The organism is Rhodococcus sp. IEGM 1409 (assembly GCF_030056735.1).
In the GTDB taxonomy this organism is placed as follows: Bacteria; Actinomycetota; Actinomycetes; order Mycobacteriales; family Mycobacteriaceae; genus Rhodococcus_F.
The window spans coordinates 898,347-915,652 of record NZ_JASHKN010000001.1 but is presented as its reverse complement, the minus strand read 5'-3'; the positions used below and the strand labels follow the sequence as shown (position 1 = coordinate 915,652).

The following is a 17,306-nucleotide window of genomic DNA, read 5'->3' as shown; positions in this document are numbered from 1 at the left end:
CCTGCAATTATGAGTCTATTTTGACCCGACTCGTGACTAAAGTCCCTACAAACCGGCTGGACGGTTGGTTGAAAATAGCTTTATGGACGAAGGAGTTGATGAAATACACGTTCTCGGATCGGAGTCCGCCGGTCGGATGATCGAGGCGTCGACGATCATCGTCCTGGGTGCGCTCTGTGCCGTCGTCGCGGGTTCGGGCGTGTTTTTTGTTCTCGGATCGATTGGTGGATTTGCCCGACTGCTTTACCTGGTCGTGCGGGCGCCGATCAACTTTTGCTCGGTACCAGGTTCGAATTTCGAGCTGGTGCCTTCGAGAACGTCATGTGGTCGTTGATGCTTCCGAACGTCGAGTGAAGACGATCGAGGATGTAGTTCTGACGCATGTTCCACGGTGACTTCGATCCCTGCTTCGGGAACTGTTCAACCGCGCGCATGACGTACCCCGACGCCAGATCCAGGATCGGCCGCTGGTCCATGTCTTCGGTCGCGTGCGGCACGCACTTCGAGTAGCCGCGCTTGTCCATCTCGGTCACTAGTCGGCACACGTACATAGACGTGAGATCGGCTCGCAGAGTCCACGAGGCATTGGTGTATCCGACGCACATCGCGAAGTTCGGTACGTCGCTGATCATCGTGCCCTTGTAGACGTAACGATCACCGAGGGCGACGGGTTCGCCATCCACCTCGATCGACATTCCGCCGCACGCTTCCATCTTCAATCCTGTTGCAGTGACGATGATGTCAGCTTCGAGTTCGCGTCCTGACACGAGCCGAATCCCGGCCTCCGTGAAGGTGTCGATGTGATCGGTCTCGATCGAAGCCTTGCCGGATCGGAGGGCTTTGAACAAATCGCCGTCCGGTACGACGCACAAGCGCTGGTCCCAGGGATCGTAGGTGGGTGTGAAGTGAGGTTCGAGTGGGATCCCTTCCGGGAGTTGGCGACTGATCGCGAGGTTCAGCAGCCTCTTTGCTCGCGCCGGACTGCGTCGGCACAGCTGGTAGAAGCTCAGGTTCACTACGACGCTCTTCCATCGAGCGATGCTGTGCGCGAGTTGATTCGGCAGCACCGCGCGGATGGTATCCGATACCTTGTCGCTGGACGGCAGCGCCAGAATGTACGTCGGTGATCGCTGGAGCATCGTGACGTGGCTTGCGTCCCGCGACATCGTCGGGACCAAAGTGACTGCGGTGGCGCCGCTTCCGATCACAACGACCTTCTTGTCGGAGTAGTCGAGTTCCTCGGGCCAGAACTGCGGGTGCACCACCTCGCCGGCAAACGATTCGCGTCCGGGGAAATCGGGGGTGTATCCGCCCTCGTAGCTGTAGTAACCACTGCAGAGATACAGGAAGTTGCAGGTCAGTGTTTCGTCTTCGCCGTCGGTCGTTACGGTGACTGTCCACGTCGAGTCGGCTGACGACCAGGACGCTGCCGTCACCTTCCGGTTGTACCGAATCTTCTTGTCGATCCCGTTTTCGCGAGCGGTATCGCGCACGTACCGGAGGATCGAATCACCGTCGGCAATTGCTTTGGCATCTGTCCACGGGCGAAACGGGTAGCCGAGCGTGAACATGTCGGAATCTGAACGGATACCGGGGTATTTGAAGAGGTCCCAGGTTCCGCCACTGTTCGCACGGGCCTCGAGGATTGCGTACGACTTACCGGGTAGTTCGGTCTGGAGTCGATACGCAGCACCGATGCCGGACAAGCCGGCGCCGACGATCAGGACATCGAGGTGTTCGGTGCTCATCAGTTCGGACTCCGTATCGATCGCGTGGTCACTCGCAGGGTAAGTGTTCGTTCACCACACTACTGAACGATGCTCAGTAAGGCGAGGGTGTCCATGTGATCGTCGGCGGCCGGATCGCCGCGCACAGTGGTTTACCTGCGGCGTCGGTGAGTCCGAGATCTCCGTGGAGCACGCCGGAACCGTCGGCCTCGTCAATGACGTGCTCGGGGATCGCGTCGAGCATCAGCTTTGCGCGCCGGAACATATCGAACGTCTGGTCCTCGGATACCGTCACCCAGGACAGATAGATGAAGCGTCCGCGCGGTGGGCCCTGGATGTATGGTCCGAGAATGTCCCAGGCACTCGGCTTTCTGTCGAGGTTCGCTGTCAGTTCCCACCGCGCTGTCTCGGTGTCTCCCGGTACGAGATCGAGGATTTCGTGGGGCTTGCCCCGCCGCTGGATGCCGACGTGGATATTGCTTCGTCCTTCGAAGGTTGCGGTTTCGGAACAATTCCGTCCGGGCAGGCTGTGACCGGTGATGATGATCTGCATATCCACATCATGCTCTGCACAGGTCGGGAGGGGTTGGCGTGGTGAGTCGTTCGGGTAGAAGCGTTGTTGCGGCCGTGGTGGCGAGCATTCTGTTGTCGAGTCTTGTGGTGGTGTCAGGTGTTGCCGTGGCGACGGCGGACGAACCGGAAGTCGCGGGTGCGTTGGAATCCCACGAGCTGCTCTCGGCCGCAACCCTTCCGGTCGGCACCGGTGCAGCGGAGCGAGTTGTCTATCGGACCCTGCGAACTGCCGACAGGTGGGGTGAGTCGTCAGGGTCGGTGTTTCTGCCGGACGGTGCGCCACCGACCGGCGGCTGGCCCGTCATCTCCTACGCCCACGGAACTCTCGGCAGCGCCGATCAGTGTGCGCCTTCGTCAACCGGATTCGGTCCGGGGGAGATCGAACCGATCGAACGCTGGTTGGGCCAGGGGTACGCGGTTGTCGCTACCGACTACTCGGGTCTGGGCACCGACGGGGTACTGGCGTATCTCGACGGGCATGCCGCCGGCGCGAATGCCGTCGACATCGTGCGGGCCGCACACGAGTTGTACGGGAACGTGCTGAGCCCGCGGTGGATGGTCGCAGGTTTGTCCGAAGGTGGTCACGCGACGTACTTCGCGGGACACGAGGCCACCTCTCGTGCACCGGAATTGGATTTCCGCGGCTCGGTTGTTGTTGCAGGCCCCACACATATGGAGGGTCTGTTCCCGTTGGGGGGACCGCTGTTTCCCGACATCGGCATCACTGGATTAGTGGGCTACGCGCTGTATGTCCTTGCTGGAATCGACGATCAACGACCCGAAGAGAATGTTCGTGAGGCTCTCTCGCCACAGGGAATCGAGTGGATGGAAAAGGCGCGATCTCTGTGCGCCGGGGATCTCGGCCGACAAATTCGAGCCGAGCGAATCCAGTTGAGCTCGTTGTTCTCTCGGTCCGTGTGGACCCAGCGCATGTACGACCTGTTCCGCGAGATGATGCAGGTGCCGGTCGACGGGTACGACCGACCGCTACGTGTGGTGCAGAGTCTTTCGGACACGACGGTTCCTGTCGCGCTCACCTGGGCACAGCTGTTCGACATGCGTACGCGAGGAACGCAATTCGAGTATCAGGAGCTCAACGGGATCAGCCACGGCCAAACCACGGTCGCTTCGATGGACCAGACCATGGAGTTCATCGATCGATTGATGAGGTGATGTTGTGGTGGTGTGGTTGTGCAGTGTGGTTGTTCAGCGCATCCGCCGCGGGCCGTAGTCGTGGCCGCCGTTGGCGAACCACACGATTGCCGCAATCGCGTACAGGATGCAGACGAGGAGTAGCAGCCCGCCCGCGATCCACAGTGAGATCTGACCGAGTCGTTTTACTCGATCGGACGCGTACCGCGATCCGGCGACATCGCCGTCGGCCCACAAGGGATACACGTTGAAGGCATGAGTGAATGCAGAGAAGGAGAGCGGCCAGAAGAACAGCAGCGAGACCACTGCCCAACCGGCATTGACAGGTGGTCGAATTGGGTGCTGAGGAACGGATTGCTGGACGGTGGGTTGATCCGGGGTCGTCATGAGGGCTCCTGACATGAGGTGGCCCTTACGACGCTACTGCGATGGAGCTGAAGAATCACTGAGTGTGCATAATCAGCCGCAATGCCAGTCGCGATCCATTTTCCGGAAGTGCGGGAAGAGTGTGGCTTCCTCGAAATCGAGATGCAACTGCATATGGTCCGCCCACTTGGCGATTGCGGAGTGTGCCCGGCTGACCGTGGAGGTTTCGGTGCTCAGTGCGAGTGTCGCGCGCTTGGCTTCCGACACGATCTCCCCGACGAGCTTGTGTACCGACGGGAGCGGTGAGCGCTTGAAAGTAGGCGAACAAGGGCCGCAGGGCATGATCCAACACGAGAGCATGGCGGTCGCTGACACCTGTCGCGGCAAGTATGACTGGGGTGTTGGCGAGTGCGTACTGATCGACGAGATCGAAGAAGTGCTTGAACAGTCCCGTGTACGAGCCGCGGAAAACCGGTGACGCGGCAATGACTACATCCGCGGACTCGACTGCAGCCAGCGCTTTGGCGGTGACAGGGTCGACCTGATTGCGATCGAGAGCCGTTACGAGCCCGGGAATCAGATCCCCGATCTCGATGACCCGTGCGTCGATCTGCTCGAAGTCACTGAAGGTTTCGACGATCAGATCGACGAGTGCGCGAGTCTTGGAGGGCTTCTGGAGGTTGCCGACAATAGCGACAGCTTTGAGTGGCGTGCTCACCGAAACTCTTATTTATCAGATGATTTCAACGATTCGATTTCCTTGCGCACAACGGGGGCGACCTCGGTGCCGAGGATCTCGATCGAGCGGAGCATGTCCTTCTGCGGAACATTGCCGAAGCCCATCTGGATCATGATGCGGTCATGATGGAACAGCTCGTACTGCGCCATCGTCTTGTCGATGATTTCTTGCGGGCCACCGAGGAAGAACGCGCCTGCGGTGGTTGCCTGTGCTTCGTATGCCCTGCGCGGCATGGGAACTCCGTTTCCGCGCTGATGATGGTTCTGCATCCAGCCGGCCTGGAAGTACGGGTAGGACGTATCGAGTGCTGTTTGCTTCGAGGTGTCGACAAACCCCGGCGAAGCAATAGAGACAGCGAGCTTCTTGGGATCATGTCCGAACTCCGCTGCAGCCCTGCGGTACAGATCGACGAACGGTTCGAACTGTTGGTAGCTCCCGCCGATGATCGCAAGTGACAGGGGCAGTCCGAGTTTCGCCGCACGGACCACCGAGGCCGGGGTACCTCCGACCGCGATCCACACGGGAATCTGGCGATCCGGACGAGGTGTCACGTCACCGTCGATCAGTGGTGCGCGAAGTTGTCCCTCCCAGTTGATCGGGTTCTCGTCACGCAGTTTCAGTAGTAGGTCGAGTTTTTCGGCGAAGAGTTCGTTGTACTGAGAAAGGTCGTACCCGAAAAGCGGAAACGACTCCGTGTACGAGCCTCGGCCGGCAATGATCTCGGCGCGGCCTTCGGAAAGCAGATCGACCGTCGCGAACTGTTGAAAGACGCGGACAGGATCGTCGGAACTCAGGACGGTCACCGCACTGGACAGCTTGATGTTGTCGGTGGCCTGAGCCATTGCTGCGAGTACAACCGCAGGGGCCGAGACTGCAAAGTCGGTGCGATGATGTTCGCCGACGCCGAAGACGTCGAGCCCCACCTGATCAGCAACGGTTGCCTGTTCGACCAAATGACGAAGGTGCACACCGGGATTCATCATTGCGCCGGTAGTTGGGTCTGGAGTGAGTTCACCGAAATGGTAGACACCCAATTCGAAAGCCATGTTGTTTCTCTCTATCTGCTCGTGGGGGTGATGGAAAGTTGTTCGGCGTGCGCATCGCAGGCGCCGCTTTGACTTGTGTGGTGCGTGGCAAGTCGGGAGAAGAAGCGGTCGAGTACCGGAAGTTCCTCAGGTTCGATGAGATCGGAGAAGTAGTCGGCGATTCCTCGCGTGTGTATGGCGGAAGCAGTTCGAAGTGTCTTCTTGCCTGCAGGCGTCATCGATACCGTCACGACGCGTCGATCGTTGTCCGGTCGAACGCGCTCCACCAATCCCGCCTCGACCAATCGATCGACGACTCGCGTCACGCCGCTAGTGGTGACCAGGACAAGATCGGCCAGATCGCCCATTCGGATGGTGTTTCCGGGAGCTTCATGCAGTCGGAGTAGAACGTCGTACTGGCCCAGGGTGAGCCCGGTGGTGGTCCGAAGGTCTGCCTCCATCTTGCCGAGGATGACGCTGTGGGAGACGACGAGGTCGCGCCACACGCGACCACGTACGTGTTCATCGGTTGTCATCGGTGGCGCCCTTCATTTATTTGCGCTCGCAAGTATTGCTTACTCAAGTAATACGTTCGCGGCGGTCGAACTATTCCCTGCTTAGGTTTTTGCTGGCGGGAACGTATTGACTCGAACTGGTGTTCGAGTATGCTTTGGGGAGGGGATCGGGGGATTCTATGAGTGTTTTGTTGTCGGATGTGGTGTCGGGTTCTGCGGTGGGGTTGCGCGGGCGGTTGTGGCGGTTGTCTGCTGCTGAGTTGCGTGCGGCTGCGGTGTCGGCGAGTGCGGAGATTCTGCGTCTGGAAGCGGTGCGGGTGGCGGTGGTGGACGAACTGTCGATGCGCCCGGATGATCGGGTAGTCGCGTGCCGCGGTGTGGGTGCGTGGTTGGCAGGCAACACGATGCTGCAGGTTCGGGACGGGAAGAAGATCGCCGCCCTGGGTGCAGCACTACGGCCGTTTCCCGCAGTGGCAGCGAGATTTGATGTCGGGGATTGCTCGTTCGATCACGCCGTGCTGATCGTCTCGTTCTGCGAATCCCCGCCGAAGGGGATGCCGGAGGAGGCGCTGCCTCGCTGTATCGATTTGTTGCTTGCGGCTGCGTCGGGGGTGGAAGCGACGACGACGAAGGTGCGGCACGTGATCGCGACCTTGGAGCGAGTGTTCGAGTCCGATGAGATTCCGCCCGCCGAAGATGTCGACCGGAACGAGCTCCGGATCGCCTCGACGCTCAATGGTCGCGTGGTGGTGCGAGGCGATTTCGACGCCCTCACCGGTGAAATGCTGTTATCGGCGTTGTCGAATCTGACGATGCCGACCCCGGCGGCGGATGGCACCCCGGACTCTAGGTCGGCGGCGAAGCGGACGGCGGACGGGTTCACCGAACTGATCCGCCGCTATCTGGATTGCGCCAAGACCGGTACCGACGGCGGGCAACGTCCGCACGTGAACGTGCACATCAACGCCCGGGACCTTGCTGAGCATCGCGACTGCGCCGCAACACCGTCTGATGGTGGAGAGTCTCTGACTGATCTTGATGTGGATCTGTCGGATCTCGATGTCGGGCACATGCCGTGGTTGGGGCCGCTGTCGGTGTCGCAGACCAGGCTTCTGGGGTGTGATTGTTTTTTGTCGACCGTGTTGCTCGACGATCACGGCGCACCGCTCGATGCGAAACCCGGAAAACGATTGGTCACCGCCGAACAGAGAGTGGCGTTGATTGCCCGCGACAAGGGCTGCGCCTTCCCGGGGTGTACGTGTGTGCCGGCGTGGACGGATGCGCACCATATTCGGCACTGGGCCAACGGTGGTCCGACGGTGATGAACAACCTGGTCCTGCTGTGCCGTTCACACCACCGGTTGATGCACCGCGCATCCGGGTTCGCCGGAAAGTGGGAGATTCGGATCGGCGTCGACAACAAACCGTGGTTCATCCCGCCGCCCTCGATCGACCCCGGGCAGCACCCCAGGCCGGCGAACACCACATTCAAAACCTGAGACGACCCTCAGGCACAACAGAACACGGCCCGGCTCCGCATCGGACATCAGCACCCGATACGGAGCCCACAGGCCGTGGTGAATGGTCGGCGGTCTGAGACTTCCCATTACAGTTCACTCATGGAGCTGGCGCGTGGGGCGAACACAGTCATTGACGGAACTTCATTGAAAGTGGCGGTGAGCGGTAGCGCCCCGGGCACAGTGGATCTGATGGTGTTCCAGCTCGATGATCGCAACAAAGTGCGCGATGACGCGGATTTCATCTTCTTCAATCAGCCAGTCTCACCCGAAGGTGCGGTGCGCTTGGAGCCCGGCGGCGTCATTGAAATCGACATCGCGAGGTTGCCCGCTGACATTCACCAGTTGAGTGTTGCCGTGGCGTTGGATGTGGCGGCAAACGGAACCCTTTCTGCAGTCCGTGGCATGGGCGTCATGGTGGAACAGGCAGGTTCCGTCGCCATTGTGGCTCCGGCTTTGGGTTTGACGACCGAGAGAGCGGCGGTCCTCGTCGAGATCTATCGCCGCGGCGCGGGGTGGAAGCTGCGTAACATGTCAGCTGGCTGGGACAGCGGATTGGCAGATCTGGTAACAGCATTCGGCGTTTCTGTCGACGAGGAGCCGAAGACCCAACCTGTCGGGTCCGCCGAATCGGCAGACGGAATTCGGAGCGTGCCTGACGAGGCAAAACTCTCGATGGTGAAGCGGGAGAAGCTGGACCTCCGAAAGCGTGAGGTGGCCAAGGTCCTGCTGACCAAGGGTGGCAACGGAATTCGTGCGCGAGTGGTTCTGGTGATCGACAAAACAGGAAGTATGGCCAAGCAGTACCGCACCAGGGTGGTTCACCGCGTTGTCGAACGCATGGTCCCCGTTGCGATCCAGCTCGATGACGACGGCAAACTCGAGCCTTACTTGTATGCAGTCAGCTTCGTCAAGCTTCCCGAGATCTCCGTGCATGATGCGGAAGCGTGGTCTGACACCTACCTGCACTTACGCGGTTCGCACGGCGGTTTCAACTACGACAAGATCGGCGCCGCGAATCGTGAAGTGCCGATCATGACAGAGATACTCTCCGGCCTGACACGTGGTTCGGCGCCTACGCTTGTCCTGTTCTTCACCGACGGTGGCTTCAGCGAGCGCAAGGAAATCACGAAATTGATGCGCGAAGCGTCTGGGCTTCCGGCCTTTTGGCAGTTCGTCGGAATCGGCAAGGCCAACTACGGAGTGCTGGAGAAGCTCGACGACCTCGACGGCAGGGTGGTCGACAATGCCGGGTTCTTCGCGCTGGACGACATCGACACCGTCGATGACGCTCAGCTGTACACCCGTTTGCTGAGTGAGTTCCCCGATTGGCACAAGGCGGCTGTAGCCGCGGGCATCACGAAGCCGTGATTCAGCTGGTCGAAACCAACTGCGGTGCAATCTCTTCCAAGAACTCGTCGATGAAGGCCCAGGTGGAATCTCGCGCGGTGGGGCCGGCAACGAGACCGAGGTGACTGCCCTGCGCCGTCTCGAATCGAACTGACGGCGCTCCGGTGAGGACCGAAGTGATCGCCTCCACCGAAGGGATGGGTGCAATCACGTCAGTGGTGCCGCCGATCGCGAGAACGGGAACGTTCAGTGCGGACAGTTTGATCTCGCGTCCGGCAAGTGTGATGGCGTCGTTGTAAAGCCCGTTGCCGAGCATGAGTTGCTCGCAGATCTGCTGAAACGCTTTGCCCGGGTATCCAGGCATCGCCGCCATGAACTTGTCGATCGATTCCATGCGGGCCAGCGTCTCGGTGTTGTGGAGATTGCGCACGATGAACCACGGCTTGAGGACTTCACGCTGCAAAGCCGTCACCTTGTAACTCGCCTGAACGAGTGGAGCAGGTAGTCCGCCGACGAGATTGGTAGCGGATGTGAGCGGCGTGTCACCGGTGTATTTGCCGATCAGTCTCAACGGGCTGATGGCGGGAATCTTCGTGTAGTCGATCGGTGTGCCGATCGCAGTGATCGACGCGATCGGAAGGTCGGGGTGAGCGGAGCTCGTAAGTAGAGACATGGTTCCGCCGAGACTCCACCCGATCACGGAAACGGCAGCGCCGTCATGCAGATCCGAGATCGTGCGGATCGCTTCGGGGATGATGTCGTCGACCCAGGCCTCGAATCCCATTCCGCGGTCGGAGTACCGAATGGTTCCGTAGTCGAGAAGATAGGGAGTGTTGCCGCCGCCGAGTAGGTGGGCGGCGAGGCTCTGGCCTGGACGAAGGTCATAGCAATCGGCGGAAACTGCAAGGGGAGGCACGAGAAGAACGGGGTTGCCCTTCGGCGTCCACAATGCGCCGAAGCGATACAGATCGCGGTGTGGACCTTCGCTGATCAGTACCGACGGGGTGCGTTCGGCCTTCTCGACGCCGTCGCCGAACGAGAGTCCCCACGCGTTGCGCGCTGCGGTGTCCAGCGTCGGACGCCACGTCGCGATCAAGCCACTGATATCCGGCACTGGTTCCCCTCGGAGTCGTATCGGCTGACGGCCGAGTCAGCCGCGCTCGGTGTATGTTACCTGCCTTCACATACATCGACGTCTGGGGTGCAGAAACCCAGCTCGGCAACGGAGCCACCGTGCCGAGCTGGGTTGATCGGTGATATCAAGCCGGGACGATCAAGCCCGTCGCGGCAGTGGCCGTCGCGTAGCGCTGTGCGACGTCTTCCCAATTGATGACATTCCAGTAGGCCTTCACGTAGTCGGCCTTGACGTTCTTGTACTGCAGGTAGAAGGCGTGCTCCCACATGTCGAGCATGAGCAGCGGAACGATGCCGATGTTGATGTTGCCTTGCTGATCGGTGAGCTGCTCGATGACCAGTCGCGTCCCGATCGTGTCGTAGGCCAGTACTGCCCAGCCGGATCCCTGCAAAGTGGTTGCTACCGCGGAGAAGTGGTTGACGAATGCGTCGAAGGAGCCGAAGTGCTCATCGATCGCAGCCGCCAACTCGCCCTCCGGCCGCTCACCGCCGTTGGGGGAGAGGTTCTTCCAGAAGATGGAGTGATTGGTGTGGCCGCCGAGGTGGAAGGCGAGGTTCTTGCTGAGTAGCGGTGCCTTCGCGGTAATCGTGCCGTCTTCACGCGCAGCAGCCAACTGCTCGATTGCGCTGTTGGCGCCCGCCACGTAGGTGGCGTGGTGCTTGCCGTGGTGCAGTTCCATGATCTCGCCGGAGATATGGGGCTCGAGAGCGGCGTAGTCGTAATCCAGCTCGGGGAGAACGTATTCAGTCATGTGACGTGCCTTCCTTTGAAGAGATGTTGTGAGGAGACAGGTTTCTGTAGGTTCGATCGTGATAGACCAGCGGCGCCGAAACCTTCTGCGGATCGATGACGTCGACTACGCGTGCGGTGACAATCACTGCGGAGCCACACATTGTGGCATTCAAGGGAACTGCGCGCAGGGCATGGCCTGTCCCATGTAGGAATGGTTCACCGGTCGGCAGTAACGACCAGGGCATATCATTCCCGAAGCGCACAGCGCCGCGGGTCGCGAACGTAGCTGCCAGTCGCTCGTTTGCCGAATTTGCTAGGTGAACAACAAAACTGCGGGCGGAAGCGATGACTCTGGCAGAACCTCGCAACGACTGCAACGAGAACGCCAGAACTGCCGGATCGGCGCTGATCGAGATCACCGACGACGACGTGATGCCGGCCGGGCCGTCATCGCCCGTTGCCGTGATGATCGAGACGCCGGCGGGATGGTTCCGGAACGCCTCGACGAAGGAGCTTCGGATGGACGGCTCCGAATCAACAGGGCCGCTCGAAACAGATTGGGTGCCAACCAGTTTTGTGGTCACTCCTCACCCCTCTTCTGCCTCGGGTTTTTCTGTCGTTGCACTGTCTTGTGCAATACCGACGTTAAAACCTCGAGTGCAGTTGAGGTCAAGGTGTTGTGGTGGACCTCACCGTCCGAGCTTGGTTGCCAGACGTTCCATGTATCCGACAACTTCTTCGGGGCTCTTGTCCGGAGTGCCGAACATTGCTTCGGTGACACCGATGTCTGCCCAGTGGGCGAGCTTCTCCGGGTCGGGTTTGCCTGCCAGGACTGTTATTTCAGGCTCGCCGACCCTGCCTGCTTCGGCCCAGATCTTTCGAAGTAGTTCTACGTTTCCGTCGATCTCCTGCTCGATGGGTGTAGTGATCCAGCCGTCGGCAGACTTGGCGATCCACTTGAAAGTCTTTTCGTTGCCACCACCTCCCAGGAGGATGGGCGGACGGGGTTTCTGAACTGGCTTGGGCCAGGCCCAACTTGGCCCGTACTTCACGAATTGGCCGTCGTACGACGCTTCTTCCTTCGACCACAGTTCTCCCATGGCTTCGAGGTACTCGCGGAGTGCGGTCCGGCGTTTGTTCGGCGGTACGCCGTGGTCTGCGAGTTCCTCTGCATTCCAGCCGAATCCGACGCCGAAAACCACGCGACCGTCGGAAAGATGGTCCAGCGATGCGATGGTTTTCGCGAGAGTGATCGGATCGTGTTCGAGGGGGAGGGCAACGGACGTACCCAACCGGATGGTGCTCGTGACCGACGCCGCGGTACCCAGGGCGACCCAGGGGTCGAGTGTGCGCATGTAACGGTCGTCGGGCAATTCTGCCGACTGGGTGCCAGGGTGATCGGAATCCCTCGACACCGGGATGTGAGTGTGCTCCGGAACGTAGAAGGCGTCGAATCCATTCGTCTCGGCAGCCTTTGCCGCCTCGGCGGGGCGGATGCCGCGATCACTGGTGAACAGGCTGAGTCCGTAGCGCACTGGTTCTCCTTCGATGGTCCGTCGAAAAACTGTAACCTGTTGCAGGATCCTTCGGATAGGTTTCCGGCCGAGGTAACTCGATTGCCGACGTGACCGGGGTCGTGGTGAACTCGTGCGGACTTGTTGTGTGAGGTTGTGGGCCGAGACGTTGAGGCACCGAAAGGTTGGACACCGTGGATGCATTGGAGATGAATCGGTTGTCGTGGAATGCGGCAACCACCGCTCACAACAGCCACAAAGGAGACCAGGCACAGTTCTTTCGCAACGGCGGGTCGACCCTGTTTCCGGAAGAGGTGGCGTCCCGGCCGGACGTTCCGAGCTGCCGCTGATGTATTCGCTGTCCGTTCGCTTGGCAGGCTGACGTCTATTTCCCCCGCATTTGCGGGTAATTGCCGACATAGGTACTAATTACCCCCATGCCCACGACGCCACTGACACGACGCATCGCCGTCGACCTGTGCCGTCTTGGTGCCCACTGCTGTTGCTGTTGATTCCTTCCGACTCTCCTGAGTGAGAATGGCGCCTCCCTGTGCGCCTTCGTCCCTGCATATGCCTTCGTCCCTGCATACGTACTCGTAGCTGCATATGTGCCGGAATTTCCGTACGTCGAGGAAGAAACAGCGATGTCGACTTCTGTCGAAGCAAAAGAACCAACACCGGCCTCGGAACCGAACCGTGAGCCGCGCCGGTCGTGGACTTCGAGTGTGACCACTGTCGGACTGCCAGTGCTCTCGGTGATCGCATTCTTGGCGCTGTGGCAGGTCGCGGCAGCCAGCGGGACCTGGAGTGAAACCTTTGTGCCGTTTCCGAGTACGGTCTGGCATGCCTTCGTCAATACGATGACCACACATGACGGAGTGCGGGGCTACCAGGGGTATTTGCTCTGGGAGCACCTCTACATGACGCTGCGACGCGTGCTGGTCGGTGTGAACATCGGCGTCGGATTGGGCGTCATCCTCGGCTTGGCCATGGGATCGGTGACGTGGCTGCGGAGTCTGCTCGAACCGTGGTTGACGTTCCTGCGCGCACTGCCGCCCTTGGCGTATTTCTTCCTGCTGGTGATCTGGCTGGGAATCGACGAGGCGCCGAAGATTACATTGCTGGCGCTCGCTGCGCTCCCGCCGGCAGCAGTGGCCACCACAGCTGCTGTCGTTGCGGCGCCTGTCGGGCTGGTCGAAGCGGCCAGGGCATTGGGAGCTTCACGGGCGCAAGTGATCCGAGACGTGGTCGTCCCGTCGGCCTTGCCGGAGACTTTCACAGGCATTCGACTGTCAGTGGGTATGGCGTACTCGTCGGTGGTCGCAGCGGAACTGTTCAACGGCATCCCCGGAATCGGCGGAATGGTCAAGGATGCAAGCAATTACAACAACACACCGGTTGTGCTGGTGGGGATCTTCGCCATCGGATTCTCCGGCCTGATCATCGACGGACTGCTGCGGGCTGCAGAGCGCCGCGCCGTTCCCTGGAGGGGAAAAGTATGACTGACAATCAGAAACACGCCAGCAGTAATCTGAAGCGCAGCAGTAATCTGACGCGCAACGAGGGAAAGGCTTCCCGGACGGCGTTCACGGTGCTGATCGGTGTCCTCGCACTCGTTCTCGGCGCGTGCTCGGTGGATCATTCCGGCCAGGATTCTTCCAAGGAAACGATACGCATTGCCTACCAGTCTTTCCCGAGCGGCGATTTGATAGTCAAGAACAATCGTTGGCTCGAAGAAGCCCTGCCCGAGTACAACGTGAAGTGGACGAAGTTCGATTCGGGAGCCGATATCAACACCGCCTTCATCGCCGGTGAAATCGACTTCGGTGCAATCGGTTCGAGTCCGGTCGCACGTGGACTCTCGGCGCCGCTGAACATTCCGTACCAGGTTGCGTTTGTTCTCGATGTGGCCGGTGACAACGAAGCTCTGGTGGCCCGCAACGCAACCGGAATCAAGTCCGTGGCAGATCTACGGGGCAAGAAAGTGGCCACGGCATTCGCGTCGACCGCTCACTACAGTCTGCTGGCGGCTCTGAACCAGGCCGGACTCAGCGCAGTTGACGTTCAGTTGGTGGATCTCCAGCCGCAAGCATCACTCGCCGCCTGGCAGCGCGGTGACATCGACGCCGTCTACACCTGGCTGCCCACGCTCGACGAACTCCGTAAGGACGGAACACAGTTGATCGCCAGCCGCGAGCTGGCGACGGCGGGAAAGCCGACGCTTGACTTGGGTGTGGTGTCGACCGCGTTTGCGAAGGATCACCCCGAGATCGTCGACACCTGGCGCCAGGCTCAGGCCCGCGCGCTCACGACGATCGCCACTGACTCCAACGCAGCGGCGGAAGCTGTTGCCGCGCAATTGGGCGCCTCCAAGGAAGACGCGGCAGCGCAGCTGAAGCAGGGGGTGTTCCTCACTCCCGAGCAGATCTCCTCGCCGGAATGGCTGGGCACCGAAGGCGCTCCCGGAAATTTGGCAGTGAACCTGCAGAGTGCAGCGCAATTCCTGGCCGAGCAGAAGCAGATCGACAGTGTGCCTGATCTGACGGTGTTTCAGAATGCTCTCTATGTGAAGGGGCTTCCCGATGTCCTTGACCAGTAGCGTGACCGCACAGCAGGCTGGGGGAGGGTTCGCAGCCGACCGCCCGGGCGCGATCCGAATCGACACCGTCTCACACAAATACGGCCACGGCCGAGAGTCCGTAACGGCACTCGGACCGGTATCGATCGACGTCGCACCCGGTGAGTTCCTGGTCCTCGTCGGAGCGTCGGGTTGCGGCAAGAGCACCTTGCTGCGGTTGATTGCGGGATTCGAAAACCCATCCAGCGGAACGGTTCAGGTATCCGGATCCGACCCGATCCCCGGGTCGAGTGCGGGAGTGGTGTTTCAGCAGCCGCGGCTCTTCCCGTGGAAGTCGGTGGGCGGCAACATCGACCTGGCACTCAAATATGCCGGGGTTACCAAGAGTGAACGCGGGCAAAGGCGCAATGAACTCCTCGACCGCGTCGGACTGGGCGGCACTGCGGACCGGCGAATCTGGGAGATCTCGGGCGGGCAGCAGCAGCGGGTGGCAATTGCCCGGGCCTTGGCGGCCGAAACGTCGTTGCTCCTGTTGGACGAGCCTTTTGCCGCGCTGGACGCCCTCACCCGCGAGCGTCTGCAGGAGGACCTCCGCAACGTCAGCGCCGAATCGGGGCGAACGAGCGTCTTCGTCACTCACAGTGCCGACGAGGCAGCCTTTCTCGGCTCCAGGGTCGTGGTCCTGACAAGCAGGCCGGGCAAGGTCGCGCTCGATCTGAAAATCGATCTGCCACGAACAGGTGTCGATCCCGACGACCTCCGCGGCTCACCCGAATATGCGGCATTCCGAGCCGAAGTCGGCCACGCGGTCAAGGTTGCCGCTGCAGCGTAGGTACCCTGCGCGTCGACTACCAGGTGGCCGCGTCGATAATAGGAGGGAGAACGTGCAGGACACGACGAACAAGGAGTGGTCATGGCAACTGAGGTGGAGTCCGGTGACCTCGTACAGGCAGCCGGCCATGCGGGTCCGTGGACGGTAGTCGAAGTTCGCCAGGGCATGGCGCTGCTCGAACACAGTGACGGGCACAGGTTGTCGCGTCGAACGACGACGCTGACCGTCGTCCGCAAGGGCTCGGGCAAGAAGACAAGGGCCGTCGAGGACGGGAACGACGAAAACGGATCGCCTACCCTGTTCGACTGAAACCGAAGCTCGACTGATCTTCCGTCAGTTCGAGAAGACGTCGTCGACCCGCCTGTCGAAATACTCGGCGATTCGGAACGCCAATGACAGACGTGGGTCGAAGTGGCCCTTCTCGATCGAGATGACGGTCTGGCGCGTGATACCGAGCGCGTCGGCGCACGCCTGCTGTGACAATCCGGCTGACGTCCGGAGTTCTTGGAGATTGTTGCGCATCAGATCTCGATTGTGGGCGTGCGGTCCCTCGACACTGCCCAGTACCGGATTCCGAAGTCGGCTAGGCCGAGGGCGGTGAAGATCAGGAGCGGCAGTTCGGGTGCGCCGAAGATATTGTGCGCGATCAGCGCGATTCCCATGGCGGTGATCAAGTCGGTGAATGCGCCGAATCCGGCCTTGCGACTCCATTCTGTTTCGACAGTGTCCTCGGGGTAGGCAGGAGCCTTGTTGTCTTCCGATGGGAAAAGGGCCCATGCGGATCCGATGCACGCCGGTGACATGACAATTGCGAAGACGACGAAGGTCAGGATCTTCTGATCGTCGGACGTCAGTGCGGCGAAGAAACTCAACACCAGTGTTGCGGCCATGCCGATACCGATGACGAGGCTCCAACGTGCAGTGGTGCTCATGATGCCTCCCAGAAGTAAGAGTTCTTTGACATGGATGAGCGTAGGTTCGCGTTCGAGATATGTCAAAGAACTCTTACATCACGCTGAGGGTCAAGCGATCCCGAAAGGCGCGGCGTAGGAAAACTTCCCCGTCTGATCAGCGCGGTGCACGGTGAGGGTCCTGATCTGAAAGTGAGCGCCCCACTCGGCTTCCGGCGACTCGACCCCGACGTCGGTGCTGGTGACGAATCCGAACCGGGGGTAGTACTCGGTGCTTCCGAGAAGCGCGAGCAGTGGCACGTCCAGGGCGTCGGCCGCACCGATTACGGCGTGCATCAGGGCCGAACCGACGCCGCTGCGCTGGTTGCCCGGCGTGACTGCCAACGGCCCGAGACCAACCGCCTCGACTTGACCGACCCATCCACGTGTTCCGATCACAAAACCGACGATCTCGCCGTCCGCTACGGCGACAAGGGACAACTTCGGCAAGTAGTCGTCCGAGGCGAAGAGTTGGCGTGTCAGTTCGATCTCGTGGGGAGACTCGCCGGGCAGCGCCTGGTCGGCAAACGCCGCCCCGAGCAGTGAATAGACGGCGTCACGGTCGGAAGAAGTTTCGCGGCGGATGTACATGGCCACGAAA

Annotated in this window: 20 protein-coding genes; 7 read left to right on the top strand and 13 right to left on the bottom strand. The window is 60.6% G+C overall.

Going from position 1 to position 17,306, the window contains the following annotated elements:
• Positions 1-266 precede the first annotated feature (266 nt).
• Positions 267-1,748, bottom strand: coding sequence for a flavin-containing monooxygenase (locus QM716_RS04530; RefSeq protein ID WP_283302630.1), 1,482 nt, complete (start codon positions 1,746-1,748; stop codon positions 267-269).
• 73 nt (positions 1,749-1,821) lie between these two features.
• Complete coding sequence (locus QM716_RS04525) at positions 1,822-2,280, bottom strand: DUF5990 family protein (RefSeq protein WP_283302629.1); 459 nt, start codon at positions 2,278-2,280, stop codon at positions 1,822-1,824.
• A 38-nt stretch (positions 2,281-2,318) separates the two neighbouring features.
• Between QM716_RS04525 and QM716_RS04520 the strand changes: the two genes are divergently transcribed.
• Positions 2,319-3,473 (top strand): alpha/beta hydrolase, encoded by a 1,155-nt coding sequence (locus tag QM716_RS04520; RefSeq protein WP_283302628.1) that lies wholly within the window; start codon positions 2,319-2,321, stop codon positions 3,471-3,473.
• 33 nt (positions 3,474-3,506) lie between these two features.
• On the opposite strand, the gene QM716_RS04515 is transcribed toward QM716_RS04520, so the two are convergent.
• From QM716_RS04515 to QM716_RS04500, 4 genes are read right to left on the bottom strand one after another with little or no spacing between them, the layout of a single operon-like run.
• Positions 3,507-3,839, bottom strand: coding sequence for a CD225/dispanin family protein (locus tag QM716_RS04515; RefSeq protein ID WP_007731480.1), 333 nt, complete (start codon positions 3,837-3,839; stop codon positions 3,507-3,509).
• A 55-nt stretch (positions 3,840-3,894) separates the two neighbouring features.
• Positions 3,895-4,536, bottom strand: a complete 642-nt coding sequence (locus QM716_RS04510) for an NAD(P)H-dependent oxidoreductase (protein WP_283302627.1) — start codon at positions 4,534-4,536, stop codon at positions 3,895-3,897.
• 8 nt (positions 4,537-4,544) lie between these two features.
• Positions 4,545-5,603: an LLM class flavin-dependent oxidoreductase gene (locus QM716_RS04505; protein WP_166809210.1), complete on the bottom strand. Its 1,059-nt coding sequence runs from the start codon at positions 5,601-5,603 to the stop codon at positions 4,545-4,547.
• Positions 5,604-5,614: 11 nt separating this feature from the next.
• Positions 5,615-6,118, bottom strand: coding sequence for a MarR family winged helix-turn-helix transcriptional regulator (locus tag QM716_RS04500; protein ID WP_283302625.1), 504 nt, complete (start codon positions 6,116-6,118; stop codon positions 5,615-5,617).
• A 158-nt stretch (positions 6,119-6,276) separates the two neighbouring features.
• Between QM716_RS04500 and QM716_RS04495 the strand changes: the two genes are divergently transcribed.
• Both QM716_RS04495 and QM716_RS04490 read left to right on the top strand, forming a co-directional pair.
• A complete protein-coding gene (locus QM716_RS04495) occupies positions 6,277-7,596 on the top strand; it encodes an HNH endonuclease signature motif containing protein (protein WP_283302624.1) in 1,320 nt (439 codons plus the stop codon).
• 120 nt (positions 7,597-7,716) lie between these two features.
• A complete protein-coding gene (locus QM716_RS04490) occupies positions 7,717-8,985 on the top strand; it encodes a vWA domain-containing protein (RefSeq protein WP_283302623.1) in 1,269 nt (422 codons plus the stop codon).
• A 1-nt stretch (position 8,986) separates the two neighbouring features.
• Here QM716_RS04490 and QM716_RS04485 read toward each other — a convergent pair whose 3' ends face one another.
• The 4 genes from QM716_RS04485 to QM716_RS04470 all read right to left on the bottom strand — a co-directional run bounded on the left by QM716_RS04485 (position 8,987) and on the right by QM716_RS04470 (position 12,366).
• Positions 8,987-10,078: an alpha/beta fold hydrolase gene (locus QM716_RS04485; RefSeq protein WP_283302622.1), complete on the bottom strand. Its 1,092-nt coding sequence runs from the start codon at positions 10,076-10,078 to the stop codon at positions 8,987-8,989.
• 145 nt (positions 10,079-10,223) lie between these two features.
• Positions 10,224-10,850 (bottom strand): superoxide dismutase, encoded by a 627-nt coding sequence (locus tag QM716_RS04480; RefSeq protein WP_283302621.1) that lies wholly within the window; start codon positions 10,848-10,850, stop codon positions 10,224-10,226.
• Positions 10,843-11,415: a flavin reductase family protein gene (locus QM716_RS04475; RefSeq protein ID WP_283302620.1), complete on the bottom strand. Its 573-nt coding sequence runs from the start codon at positions 11,413-11,415 to the stop codon at positions 10,843-10,845. Before QM716_RS04475 ends, QM716_RS04480 begins: the two co-directional genes overlap by 8 nt.
• 105 nt (positions 11,416-11,520) lie before the next feature.
• Complete coding sequence (locus QM716_RS04470; RefSeq protein WP_283302619.1) at positions 11,521-12,366, bottom strand: LLM class F420-dependent oxidoreductase; 846 nt, start codon at positions 12,364-12,366, stop codon at positions 11,521-11,523.
• 623 nt (positions 12,367-12,989) lie between these two features.
• Here QM716_RS04470 and QM716_RS04465 point away from each other — a divergent pair.
• The 4 genes from QM716_RS04465 to QM716_RS04450 all read left to right on the top strand — a co-directional run bounded on the left by QM716_RS04465 (position 12,990) and on the right by QM716_RS04450 (position 16,064).
• Positions 12,990-13,847, top strand: coding sequence for an ABC transporter permease (locus tag QM716_RS04465; protein WP_283302618.1), 858 nt, complete (start codon positions 12,990-12,992; stop codon positions 13,845-13,847).
• Positions 13,844-14,944, top strand: a complete 1,101-nt coding sequence (locus QM716_RS04460) for a taurine ABC transporter substrate-binding protein (protein WP_283302617.1) — start codon at positions 13,844-13,846, stop codon at positions 14,942-14,944. The genes QM716_RS04465 and QM716_RS04460 overlap by 4 nt, the downstream gene beginning before the upstream one ends.
• On the top strand, positions 14,928-15,755 hold the full coding sequence (locus QM716_RS04455) for an ABC transporter ATP-binding protein (protein ID WP_283302616.1): 828 nt from the start codon (positions 14,928-14,930) through the stop codon (positions 15,753-15,755). The genes QM716_RS04460 and QM716_RS04455 overlap by 17 nt, the downstream gene beginning before the upstream one ends.
• 81 nt (positions 15,756-15,836) lie before the next feature.
• Positions 15,837-16,064, top strand: a complete 228-nt coding sequence (locus tag QM716_RS04450) for a hypothetical protein (protein WP_283302615.1) — start codon at positions 15,837-15,839, stop codon at positions 16,062-16,064.
• Positions 16,065-16,088: 24 nt separating this feature from the next.
• Here the strand turns inward: QM716_RS04450 and QM716_RS04445 are convergent, their stop codons facing one another.
• The 3 genes from QM716_RS04445 to QM716_RS04435 form a co-directional block, all read right to left on the bottom strand.
• On the bottom strand, positions 16,089-16,277 hold the full coding sequence (locus QM716_RS04445) for a helix-turn-helix transcriptional regulator (RefSeq protein ID WP_283302614.1): 189 nt from the start codon (positions 16,275-16,277) through the stop codon (positions 16,089-16,091).
• Complete coding sequence (locus QM716_RS04440; RefSeq protein WP_283302613.1) at positions 16,277-16,687, bottom strand: hypothetical protein; 411 nt, start codon at positions 16,685-16,687, stop codon at positions 16,277-16,279. Before QM716_RS04440 ends, QM716_RS04445 begins: the two co-directional genes overlap by 1 nt.
• A gap of 90 nt (positions 16,688-16,777) precedes the next feature.
• A complete protein-coding gene (locus QM716_RS04435; RefSeq protein ID WP_502941962.1) occupies positions 16,778-17,296 on the bottom strand; it encodes a GNAT family N-acetyltransferase in 519 nt (172 codons plus the stop codon).
• Between the last annotated feature and the right edge of the window lie 10 nt (positions 17,297-17,306).